This is a genomic window from uncultured Roseovarius sp., from assembly GCF_947489715.1.
GTDB lineage: Bacteria > Pseudomonadota > Alphaproteobacteria > Rhodobacterales > Rhodobacteraceae > Roseovarius.
On record NZ_CANLER010000002.1, the window covers coordinates 71,311 to 82,856 of the forward strand.

The 11,546-nt window shown below is 61.1% G+C and carries 8 protein-coding genes; 2 read left to right on the forward strand and 6 right to left on the reverse strand.

The genetic code is table 11. The annotated features are described in order from the left end of the window. Positions 1 to 69: 69 nt before the first annotated feature. Positions 70 to 786: a response regulator gene (locus Q1B27_RS06000; RefSeq protein WP_299845166.1), complete on the forward strand. Its 717-nt coding sequence runs from the start codon at positions 70 to 72 to the stop codon at positions 784 to 786. Here Q1B27_RS06000 and Q1B27_RS06005 read toward each other — a convergent pair. The 6 genes from Q1B27_RS06005 to Q1B27_RS06030 all read right to left on the reverse strand — a co-directional run bounded on the left by Q1B27_RS06005 (position 783) and on the right by Q1B27_RS06030 (position 7,994). Next, positions 783 to 1,499 (reverse strand): GNAT family protein, encoded by a 717-nt coding sequence (locus tag Q1B27_RS06005; protein ID WP_299845169.1) that lies wholly within the window; start codon positions 1,497 to 1,499, stop codon positions 783 to 785. The two genes, Q1B27_RS06000 and Q1B27_RS06005, sit on opposite strands and share 4 nt — an antisense overlap. Before the next feature lie 64 nt (positions 1,500 to 1,563). Continuing rightward, positions 1,564 to 2,793, reverse strand: a complete 1,230-nt coding sequence (locus Q1B27_RS06010) for a DUF1501 domain-containing protein (RefSeq protein WP_299845172.1) — start codon at positions 2,791 to 2,793, stop codon at positions 1,564 to 1,566. Between the two features lie 12 nt (positions 2,794 to 2,805). Continuing rightward, complete coding sequence (locus Q1B27_RS06015) at positions 2,806 to 4,200, reverse strand: DUF1800 family protein (RefSeq protein ID WP_367181337.1); 1,395 nt, start codon at positions 4,198 to 4,200, stop codon at positions 2,806 to 2,808. 92 nt (positions 4,201 to 4,292) lie between these two features. Continuing rightward, the gene (gene aspS, locus Q1B27_RS06020; RefSeq protein WP_299845174.1) at positions 4,293 to 6,068 is read right to left on the reverse strand and encodes an aspartate--tRNA ligase; all 1,776 of its coding nucleotides are present in this window, start codon (positions 6,066 to 6,068) and stop codon (positions 4,293 to 4,295) included. A gap of 202 nt (positions 6,069 to 6,270) precedes the next feature. After that, positions 6,271 to 6,915 carry an aminotransferase class IV family protein gene (locus tag Q1B27_RS06025; protein ID WP_299845177.1) on the reverse strand — a complete coding sequence of 215 codons (645 nt, stop codon included), beginning with the start codon at positions 6,913 to 6,915 and terminating at the stop codon, positions 6,271 to 6,273. Beyond that, the gene (locus tag Q1B27_RS06030; protein ID WP_299845180.1) at positions 6,870 to 7,994 is read right to left on the reverse strand and encodes an aminodeoxychorismate synthase component I; all 1,125 of its coding nucleotides are present in this window, start codon (positions 7,992 to 7,994) and stop codon (positions 6,870 to 6,872) included. The genes Q1B27_RS06025 and Q1B27_RS06030 overlap by 46 nt, the downstream gene beginning before the upstream one ends. 201 nt (positions 7,995 to 8,195) lie before the next feature. Here Q1B27_RS06030 and carB point away from each other — a divergent pair, with 201 nt between their 5' ends. Next, positions 8,196 to 11,495: a carbamoyl-phosphate synthase large subunit gene (gene carB, locus Q1B27_RS06035; RefSeq protein WP_299845183.1), complete on the forward strand. Its 3,300-nt coding sequence runs from the start codon at positions 8,196 to 8,198 to the stop codon at positions 11,493 to 11,495. Positions 11,496 to 11,546 lie beyond the last annotated feature (51 nt).

Genomic DNA, 11,546 nt, shown 5'->3' on the forward strand with positions numbered 1-11,546 from the left:
ACGATTAACCAACCGTTAGGCATGTGGGCGTAATTGTGTTCAGGCCGATGCAGACTAAGGAGCAGAAAGATGGATGATTTAAGCGATCTGCCGCCGATGCGGATGCCCACCAGCAATCGCCCGCTTTTGGGGATGACCGTGCTTGTTGTCGAAGACAGCCGGTTCACTTGCGAAGCACTGCGTCTGATGTGTCTGCGCAGCGGCGCACGGATCAGACGGGCGGATTGTCTGCGCTCAGCCCGGCGTCACCTGCGCGTCTATCGTCCCTCGATTGCCATCGTCGATCTTGGCCTGCCAGACGGTTCAGGCACCGATCTGATCGAAGATCTTAACAACGCAACACCGCGCGTCGGCGTGATCATGGCCACCAGCGGTGATGACGATCTGGAAGAGGTTGCGCTGGCTGCGGGTGCCGACGGATTTCTGTCCAAGCCGCTCAGCAGCGTTGGCGCATTTCAACAGGCCATTCTGGACAAGCTTCCCGCTGATCGTCGCCCTTCGGGCCCGCGCGTGCTCAGCGATGATATCATCAATCCCGATCCGGTGGCCTATCGCGACGACATGAGCCATGTCGCCAATCTGCTAGATGATCACCAGGAAGGGCCGGTGCTGGATTACGTGCTACAGTTTCTGGGCGGTGTCGCCCGCAGCGCCGAAGATGGTCAGCTGGAAGAGGCGGCAACCGATCTGGCGGAAAGCATGGCGGACAAGACCGCTTTGCCGGTCAAAATCGCCCGTCTTGCCGGACTGGTTCATGAACGTCTGAACACCCGCATCGCCATCTAAAGCGATGGATCAGAGGATTTACGCACAAGGCGTGTCAGATCGCTGAGACGCTCGCGTTGCTGCCCCTTTTCGTCAAAATTCCCGGGCGCTAACCAGATTTGGAATGCCTCTTTCAAGGCAGGCCATTCTGTATGAATGGCCGCAAACCACGCAGTGTCACGATTGCGCCCCTTGACGATTGTCGCCTGCCTGAACACCCCCTCATAGCTAAAGCCCAACCGCTGCGCTGCCCGGCGTGACGGCTGGTTAAGCGCATCACATTTCCATTCATAGCGCCTGTATCCGGCCTCGAACGCCCATTGCATCATCAGATACATCGCCTCGGTCGCCGCAGGGGTGCGCTGCAATTGCGGAGCCATTGCAATATACCCGACCTCGATCGAGCCGCTGGCAGGCTTGATCCGCAGATAGGATGCAAAGCCGCCAAACGCCTTGCGCTCCTTGTCATAAATGGCCTGAAAGACGATATCGTTTGTACCGGTTGCCTCACGCATCCAGCGGTGAAACTGCGAAGACGACGCGAAAGGGCCGGACGGCATGTAATCCCAAACCCAGTCATGGCCATCGAACGCCTTATAGAGCAGCGCCGCATGGCGGTCCGCTGACAATGGCTCCAGCCGTGCATAGTGTCCGTCCAGCACCAAGTCTGCGGGCCGGGGTGGCACTTGCCAGCCTTCAACGACCGGTCCAACGGGTCGGGGATCATGTGTCATCTTGCCTCCTGCTGCGGCATGGCCGGACGATAGCCCGGTGCACAACACACGGCAAAGCAATTTGTCAGAGGATCAGGCCGGGGTTACTGCCCATGTCGAGATCGGGGAAGACCGTGGTTTCCAGCAGATGACTGTCCAACCCGAAAAGCTGGCGCAGCATCCAACCGGTATGCGCTCGCAAATCTCGGGTCGGCAACAGATCGCGACGCATGTAAAGGTCTGCCTCGCTCAATCCCGGCCAATCGGTCACCACCCGTCCGCCCCGGATCGCTCCACCGGCCAGCAGCATCGCACCCGCCGTACCATGATCGGTCCCCGCCGATCCGTTCAGCCGCGCGGTGCGGCCAAACTCGGTCATCGCCACGACAGCGGTCTTGTCCCAGACCGGACCCAGGCCCTGTTTCAGCGTCAGGATCGCAGTCTGCAACTGATCCAACGCCTTGGGCAGGGTCTTGGTCTGGTTCGTGTGAGTATCGAACCCGCTTAGGGAAAAGGCCGCGATCCGGGTATCGCCGCGCAGGCGGTCAGCCGCGAAACCAGCGATGCTTTCAGGCCGGTTGCCCTTGCGCACCCCGCGCATCGTGCCCTTCATGGCATCCATCATCTCGGCACTGTCGGTGGGCTGCGCTTCTCCGGCCATCTCGGCCTCGAAACCCGACAGCATGATGGCCTCCATCGCCGCATCGCGAAACAACGGATCATCATGCATGATCTGTTCCAGCAACAGCTCTGCTTGCGGTGTCAGCGTCAGCCCCGCATCGGGCGACCATTCCGAAATCCGCGCCTTGCCTCGGGTCAGCAGCATGTCGGCGCGTCCGATGGCATAGGCCGTCTCGGCCTCGGCCTCGGGGACATTTTGCAGCAGCCGGTTCAGCCATCCATCACGGACACGCCCCTCGGCGCTCAGCCCGATCCCGGCCTGCAGGATGTCCTGCCCGTCGAAATGACTGCGCTTGTCCCGGTAGGGGGTCGACACCGCGTGAACAAACCCCAGATCGCCCGCCTGCCACAGCGGCATCAGTCGCGCAAGTGATGGATGCAGCGCAAAATACCCATCCAGATCCAGCACATCCTTGCCTGATCCCGTGCGCAGCGCTGCAAATTCACGGGCGCCGTAGGGCCGCACCACGTCCAGCCCGTCCATCCCGCCCCGCAGGATGATCACCACCAGCCGGTTCTCCCACGGCGCGCTGGCAAAGGTGACCGGCGTCAGCAACGGGCTCGCGGCCAGGGAACATCCCAATGCCAGACCATTGCTCAGAAAACTGCGGCGGGACTGTTTTCGTGTGGTCATTGCGTGATCCCCTTACATCCGCTGGAACGCGGGTGAGGCCAGAATCAGCCCCACGCCCTCGGTCCTGCTTTCGGCGGCACCCGCGGCAAATCGGACCGCCTCGGGCGCATCGCGGCCCAGAGCCACTTCAACAAATTCTCGCGGATGGGGCAGCACGCGGCGCAGTTTATACGGCACGCTCATCGCCCATTGCAGCCGTGCTGCCAAACGCTGCGGCGTGATCCATTGCTCATCCGCCTCGGGCCATCCATCAGGGCCCGGTGCCTGCCCCCAGGCCTGTCCCATCAGGGTCATCGGGCCAAAGAAGGTGCCCAGCAATCGCGACGGCTTTGTCAGGGCCGGATGATCTGGCGCGATATCCAACGCCCTGAGGGTCGAGCTGACAAAATCCAGCGGCTGCTTGACGTTGCGGTTGCTGAAATCCCAGGCCGACGGGTGGTTCAGCATGACCTCGTAGACCGCATGCAGATCGCTGGCGGTCTCAAGATAGCGCTTGGTCATCGCCTCGATCAGCGCCGGGTCGGGCGTGTCCGAAATGAAATGCACCGCCAGCTTGCGGGACAGATGCGCCGCGGTGACGGGATGCACCGCCAGATCGAAGAGCAGCGCGTTGATGTCGCTCATCTTCGGTGTATCGCCGCCATAGATCGTGCCCAGGATCGTCTCGGCCCCCGGCTCGGCTAGGTTGGGCTTGAAGGTGACACCGTCACGGATCGAGAAATGCAGCCCGGTCAGTAGCTCGGCCAATTGCCGCACATCCTGCTGCGTGTACGGCCCCTTGACCCCCAGCGTGTGCAACTCCAGCAATTCGCGCGCCAGATTCTCGTTCAGCCCGCTTTTCTTCTTCTTGTTCTTCTTGCGGTTCCGCGCAGCAGAACTGTTGGGCCCGATCGAGCTGTTCTGATCAAGATACACCAGCATCAGCGGGTGGGTCGTGACCTCCCGCAGCATGTCGATGAACCGGCCCGAAACATAGGGGCGAATGGCCTCTTCGATATAGATCGGATGCGCCATTCGGGTGATCTCATCGCGGCCCACGGCCGTGAAATGATCCGCCCAGAACGCGGTCAGCCTTTCGCGCATCCCGTCTTCGCCATGAACCCGCCGCAAGAGCGTCTGGCCAAACCAGCCGATCGAGGCCTGACGCATCGCGCGCGTATGCACTTTGTAGCGTTTCTTGCCCGCCTGCCGGTCTGCCTTGGTTTCTGCATGGAAATACGCATCCCGCGCATCGGCAAATTTCAACGCCTGTTTGCGAATGCTTGGCAATCTTGGAATTTCAAACCGCCGCGCGGCCTCATCCGGCCCTTTGAGCCGCGCCAACATCTCGGACGTCGATCCCGCAGGTGCAAGGCGCGGGGACAACCCGCAGCCAAACCGGATTTCTGCGCGTTCAGGATCAAACATCATCGACACCACACATCTCTCACCCTGCCAATATAGCATTTAACGGGTCAGTTTGCAGGTTCCGTCGCTGCGCCGGGCAGAAAAATGCGCAGCTAGTCCTGGGGGATCACGCGCAGGCTCAGTTCCATCAACTGGTCGCTGGTCGGATCGGACGGTGCATTCATCATCAGGTCTTCGGCGCGCTGGTTCATCGGGAACATGATGACCTCGCGGATATTGGCTTCGTCGGCCAAAAGCATCACGATCCGGTCGATCCCTGCCGCGCATCCTCCGTGGGGAGGCGCGCCATATTGGAAAGCGTTGACCAGCCCGCCGAAACGCTTGTGCACTTCGTCCTCGCCATACCCCGCCAGGTCGAACGCCTTGATCATGATATCCAGCTTGTGGTTCCGGATCGCACCCGACACCAGTTCATAACCATTGCATGCAAGGTCGTATTGGTACCCCAGCACATTGAGCGGATCACCCGAAAGCGCGTCCAGCCCGCCTTGCGGCATCGAAAACGGGTTATGGCTGAAATCGACCTTGCCGGTTTCCTCGTCGGCCTCGTACATCGGGAAATCGACGATCCAGGCAAAGGCGAACCGGTCCTTGTCGGTGAGGCCCAACTCCTCGCCAATCACCGTGCGCGCCTTGCCCGCAACGCTTTCAAACGCCGCCGGTTTGCCGCCCAGGAAGAAGGCCGCGTCGCCCACCTCCAGACCCAGTTGCTGGCGGATCGCCTCGGTCCGCTCAGGCCCAATATTCTTGGCCAGCGGTCCGGCTGCTTCCATGCCTTCACCCTGATCGCGCCAGAAGATATAGCCCATCCCCGGCAGGCCCTCTTTCTGGGCAAACGCATTCATCCGGTCGCAGAATTTGCGGCTGCCACCAGTGGGGGCCGGGATCGCGCGGATCTGCGTACCGTCCTGCTCCAGCAGCTTGGCGAAAATGGCAAAGCCAGAGCCGCGGAAATGCTCCGAGACATCCTGCATCTTGATCGGGTTGCGCAGGTCAGGCTTGTCGGTGCCATACCACATCGCACTGTCGCGATAGGAAATCTGCGGCCACTCGGCATCAACTTTCCGGCCACCGCCGAACTCTTCGAAAACACCGGCTATGACTGGCTGGATGGTGTCGAACACGTCCTGCTGCTCGACAAAACTCATCTCCATATCCAACTGATAGAAATCAGTGGGTGAGCGGTCGGCACGCGGGTCTTCGTCGCGGAAACAGGGTGCGATCTGGAAATAGCGGTCAAAGCCCGACACCATGATCAGTTGTTTGAACAGCTGCGGCGCCTGCGGCAGGGCATAGAACTTGCCCGGATGCAGGCGGCTTGGCACCAGAAAATCGCGCGCGCCCTCGGGCGAGGATGCAGTAATGATCGGCGTCTGATATTCGCGAAACCCGGTATCCCACATGCGTCGGCGGATCGAGGCCACGACATCCGACCGCAGTTTCATGTTGTCCTGCATCGCCTCGCGCCGCAGGTCCAGATAGCGATAACGCAGGCGGGTTTCCTCGGGGTATTCCTGATCGCCGAACACGATCAGCGGCAACTCGCCGGCGCTGCCCAACACTTCCATCTCGCGGATATAGACCTCGATCTCGCCAGTGGGCAGTTTCGGGTTGATCAGGCTTTCATCGCGCGCCTTCACTTCGCCGTCGATCCGGATGCACCATTCCGAACGGACATTCTCAAGCTCGGCAAAGGCCGCGCTGTCACCGTCACACAGCACCTGCGTGACACCGTAATGGTCGCGCAGATCGACAAACAAAACGCCACCGTGGTCACGGATGCGATGCACCCAGCCAGACAGGCGAACGTTGTCGCCCACATTGGTTTTGGTCAGTTCGGCGCAGGTATGGCTGCGATAGGTGTGCATGACGTCCTCATCTGGCCCCGTCCGGGACCTCTGGCATTGGTTCGCGCCGATACACCTTGCCTATGGGGCAAAGTCAAGGGGCGGTTGCCCGAGATGGCGGATTAGAGCGTTTCCAGTTTTCGTTGAAACAAGCATCATCGCTTTTCGCGTTTGAGCGTGGCGAGAGGCAGCGAACAAGCGATTCAATGGGAATGGAAACGCTTTAGAGGCCGACAAGCCGTGACGGGATCAGCCCGCGCAGGGAATTGCCCACATAAATCGCGCGTGCCTGCCGCAGATCATCCACAGTCAGAACAGCTTCCTGCGCCGCACCTTTCGCGATCATCTCTTCGCGCAATACGCCCGGCAGAAGGCCACAGCACAACGGCGGCGTGATCAGACCCGCACCCAGATCGACAAAAAGATTGGTGATCGTCCCTTCACACAGTTCCTGGCGTGCATTCAGAAACAGCAGTTCATCGACGCCCGCAGGCAGGTTGGCGCGGGCCGTATCATAGACGTGCCGTTGGGTGGTTTTCACATGCAGCCACGGATCATCGGCATCCAGAACCGCATCCGACAGCCCGACGCACCACGCCGCGCCCTCTGCCATCGCCTGAAACGGCGCGCTGGTCACCTCGGCCTGGCCTTTCGCGTCAACCGTCAGGCGCACCCGCAGCGGCGCATCGCCCTCCAACGTTTCCAGCGCTGCCTCGACACCCTTTGTTTCGATCCCCAGCCGCGCGGCACTGCGGACAAGCCGCGCCAGATGCCGCGCCCGGCGCAGGATGCCGCTACCCGGCTCCCAGCGGAAGGTTTCGATCAGGCGAAATCCGGGATCAGACGGCGGGCAAAGCGGGCTTTCCACAACGCTTCCTCATATTCGGCCTCGGCGGTGCTGTCATAAACCAGCCCGCCACCCACGTTCAGCGTGGCGCGGCCCTGATCCAGCAGAAGCGTTCGGATCGCGACGTTGAATTCCGACCGCCCATCGGGCGCGGCCCAGCCAATCGTGCCACAATAAATCTCGCGCGGGGCGGGTTCCAGCTCTCGCAGGATCTCCATCGCGCGCACCTTTGGCGCCCCGGTGATCGACCCGCAAGGGAAAAGCGCGCGGAAGATATCGCCAAGCCCCGTGCCCTCCACCATCTGGCCGGTAACCAGTGAGGTCATCTGATGCACGGTCTCGTAGCTTTCGATTGAAAACAGCTCCGGCACCTCGACACTGCCCGGCTCGCTGATCCGCGACAGGTCATTTCGCAGCAAGTCCACGATCATCAGGTTCTCGGCGCGGTTTTTCTCGTCCGTTTGCAGGAAAAACCGATGCCGCGCATCCTCGGCAGCGTCATCGCTGCGCGGCATGGTGCCTTTCATCGGCCGGGTCTCAATCCGGCCCCGCGTATCGGTGCGGAAAAAAAGCTCGGGCGAACGCGATAGGATTGACGGTAACCCTTCCTGCTCGACCATCGCGCCAAAGCGCACCGGCTGTATCCGGTCCAGCGCATGATAAAGCGCCGCAGGCTCACCGGTCATTTCCAGATCAATCGGGAAAGTCAGGTTGGCCTGATAGATGTCGCCCGCACAGATGTAGTCATGGACAGTCTGAAACCCGCCCGCATAGCGCGTCGCGTCCCAGGCGGGCACAAACCCGTCCAGCCGCGCGTCACCGGGGCGCAGCGCATCGGCGATCGACGGCCAGTCATAGACCGCGAACTGCAAGAGCGGCAGGCGGCGATCCTCGGGCAAAAGCGGGTGCAGCTTCGGTTCAAGCACATAGCCCAACTCGTAGGTCGCATACCCCGCAACCCACAGCCCGTCGGCCTGTGCGGTATCGAGCGCAAACAATGCACCGGGCACCTCCTCGGGCGTTTCAGCCACGATCAGCCGCTGCGCCCGCGCAAAGCTGCACGCGCTGCCGTCCGGGCCATGATCAAAGCGAATCTGCACGCTTGGCGTCCTCTGCCACTGTTCTGGCCTTCGTATCTAGCGGCCAAAGCTCTGAATGACACCCTTAAAAGCGTCCATTTCACCGGGATTTACGATACCGCCCGCAACCCCCTTGCGCCGGGCTTGATCATGTCTATAACCCACAACAATTTGCGCATCCGGGCCTTGGCCCGCGCCCATATAGCTGCTCTGGGGATCACCATGCCGAAAAGAACTGATATCTCATCCATCATGATTATCGGGGCGGGTCCGATTGTGATCGGACAGGCGTGTGAATTCGACTACTCGGGTGCCCAGGCCTGCAAGGCCCTGCGCGAAGAAGGCTACCGCGTCATCCTAGTCAACTCTAACCCGGCCACCATCATGACCGACCCGGAACTGGCCGATGCCACCTATATCGAACCGATCACCCCTGACGTTGTCGCCAGGATCATCGAAAAGGAACGCCCCGACGCATTGCTGCCCACGATGGGTGGTCAGACGGGGCTGAACACCGCGCTTGCCGTGGCCGATCTGGGCGTGCTGGAAAAATTCGGCGTGGAACTTATCGGCGCCAACCGCGAAGCCATCGAGATGGCCGAGGATCGCAAGCTATTCCGCGAGGCGATGGACCGTCTGGGGATCGAAAACCCAAAGGCCACGATTGCCAACACGATAGAAGAATGCATGGCGGCGATTGACTATGTCGGGCTTCCCGCGATCATCCGGCCCGCCTTCACGCTGGGCGGCACCGGCGGCGGCGTCGCCTATAACCGCGACGATTACGAGCATTTCTGCAAATCGGGCCTTGATGCCTCACCCGTCAACCAGATCCTGATTGATGAATCACTTCTGGGTTGGAAAGAGTTCGAGATGGAGGTCGTGCGCGACAAGGCCGACAACGCGATCATCGTCTGTGCCATCGAAAACGTCGACCCGATGGGCGTGCATACCGGCGACAGCATCACCGTCGCCCCCGCCCTGACCCTGACCGACAAGGAATACCAGATCATGCGCAACGGCTCCATCGCCGTGCTGCGCGAAATCGGGGTCGAAACCGGCGGATCGAACGTGCAATGGGCAATAAACCCCGAAGATGGCCGCATGGTCGTGATCGAAATGAACCCGCGCGTCAGCCGCTCTTCCGCGCTGGCCTCCAAGGCCACGGGCTTCCCGATTGCCAAGATCGCGGCCAAGCTGGCGGTGGGCTACACGCTGGATGAGCTGGACAATGACATCACCAAGGTCACGCCCGCGTCGTTTGAGCCGACGATTGATTACGTGGTCACCAAGATCCCACGGTTCGCCTTTGAAAAATTCCCGGGGTCTGAACCCTACCTGACCACCGCAATGAAATCCGTGGGCGAGGCGATGGCCATTGGCCGCACCATCCACGAGTCGTTGCAAAAAGCGCTGGCCAGCATGGAAACCGGCCTTACCGGTTTTGACGAGATTGCAATCGACGGCGCACCGGACAAGGCCGCCGTGGTCAAGGCCCTCAGTCGCCAGACGCCCGACCGCATCCGCGTGATTGCCCAGGCCATGCGCCACGGGCTCAGCGACGATGAAATCCAGGCGGCCACCGCCTTTGACCCATGGTTCCTGGCCCGCATCCGCGAGATCGTCAACGCCGAGGAAGACGTGCGCGCAAACGGTCTGCCGACCGACGAAAAGGGCCTGCGCGCCCTCAAGATGCTGGGATTCACCGATGCGCGCCTCGCCAAGCTCACCGGCTTTACCGAGGCCGACATACGTCGCGCCCGCCATGCCCAGGGCGTCACCGCCGTGTTCAAGCGCATCGACACCTGCGGCGCCGAATTCGAAGCCCAGACGCCCTATATGTATTCCACCTACGAGGCGCCGATGATGGGCGAAGTGGAATGCGAAGCGCGGCCCAGCGATCGCAAAAAGGTCGTCATTCTGGGCGGTGGCCCCAACCGCATCGGCCAGGGGATCGAATTTGATTATTGCTGTTGCCATGCCTGCTATGCCCTGACCAAGGCGGGCTACGAGACCATCATGATCAACTGCAACCCAGAAACGGTCAGCACCGATTATGACACGTCTGACCGGCTCTACTTTGAACCGCTCAGCTTTGAACATGTGATGGAAATCCTGCGGGTTGAGCAGGAAAACGGCACGCTTCACGGCGTAATTGTGCAATTCGGCGGCCAGACACCGCTCAAGCTTGCAAACGCGCTTGAAGTCGAAGGTATCCCGATCCTCGGCACCTCACCCGACGCCATCGACCTGGCCGAAGATCGCGAACGCTTCCAGGCGCTGGTCAATCAGCTTGAGCTGAAACAGCCCAATAACGGCATCGCCTCAACCGACGCACAAGCGCTGGCCATCGCCGAACAGATCGGCTTTCCGCTGGTCATCCGCCCTTCCTACGTTCTGGGTGGCCGGGCGATGGAGATTGTCCGCGACATGGCGCAACTGGAACGCTACATCGCCGAAGCGGTGGTCGTGTCCGGCGACAGCCCGGTGCTGCTTGACGGCTACCTTTCGGGTGCGATCGAATGCGATGTCGACGCGCTTTGTGATGGGACCGACGTGCATGTCACCGGTATCATGCAGCATATCGAGGAGGCCGGGGTGCATTCCGGCGACAGCGCCTGTTCGATCCCGCCCTATTCGCTTTCGAAGGACGTGATCGCCGAGATCAATCGCCAGACCGAGGCACTGGCCCGCGCCCTCAACGTCGTCGGCCTGATGAACGTGCAATTCGCGGTCAAAGGCAATGACATCTACCTGATCGAGGTGAACCCCCGCGCCTCGCGCACCGTGCCCTTCGTCGCCAAGGCGACGGATAGCGCTATTGCCTCGATTGCCGCGCGCCTGATGGCTGGTGAAAAGCTAAGCGATTTCACCTTCCGCGGCCCCTACCCCGCCGACGCGAAACCCGGAACGCTGCCAATGGCTGACCAGATGACATTGGCCGATCCCAACATGCCGTGGTTCTCGGTCAAAGAGGCGGTGATGCCTTTCGCCCGCTTCCCCGGTGTCGATACCATTCTGGGCCCCGAAATGCGCTCCACCGGCGAGGTGATGGGCTGGGACGTGTCCTTCCCCCGCGCCTTCCTCAAGGCGCAGATGGGGGCCGGTACGCAATTGCCGGAGGGTGGCAAGGTGTTTTTCTCGATCAAAAATGACGACAAGACGCCGCAATTGGTTGAAACCGCGCGGATGCTGGTCGATTTGGGTTTTGCCATCGTCGCCACCCGCGGCACGGCGGCCTTCCTCGAAGGGCATGAGATCGCCTGCGAAGTCGTCAACAAGGTCTACGAGGGCCGCCCCGACGTGGTCGACATGCTGAAAGACGGGCAGATATCGTTGGTGATGAACACGACCGAAGGTGCTCAGGCCGTCCAGGACAGCCGCGAAATCCGCTCGGTCGCGCTTTATGACAAGATCCCCTATTACACCACCGCAGCCGCCGCACACGCCGCCGCACAGGCCATGCAGGCGCGGCAGGAAGGTGAGATTAAGGTGATGCCACTACAGGGAAGTGCGGCCTGATCGGTCATCCAACGAAGCTGAGGTCAGAGGCCGCGCAGCACGCCGATCCGG

Bases quoted from the DNA above. Each gene is read 5' to 3' on its own strand.
- Q1B27_RS06000 (WP_299845166.1), top strand. From the start codon at position 70: ATGGATGATTTAAGCGATCTGCCGCCGATGCGGATGCCCACCAGCAAT.
- Q1B27_RS06005 (WP_299845169.1), bottom strand. From the start codon at position 1,499: ATGACACATGATCCCCGACCCGTTGGACCGGTCGTTGAAGGCTGGCAA.
- Q1B27_RS06010 (WP_299845172.1), bottom strand. From the start codon at position 2,793: ATGACCACACGAAAACAGTCCCGCCGCAGTTTTCTGAGCAATGGTCTG.
- Q1B27_RS06015 (WP_367181337.1), bottom strand. From the start codon at position 4,200: ATGTTTGATCCTGAACGCGCAGAAATCCGGTTTGGCTGCGGGTTGTCC.
- aspS (WP_299845174.1), bottom strand. From the start codon at position 6,068: ATGCACACCTATCGCAGCCATACCTGCGCCGAACTGACCAAAACCAAT.
- carB (WP_299845183.1), top strand. From the start codon at position 8,196: ATGCCGAAAAGAACTGATATCTCATCCATCATGATTATCGGGGCGGGT.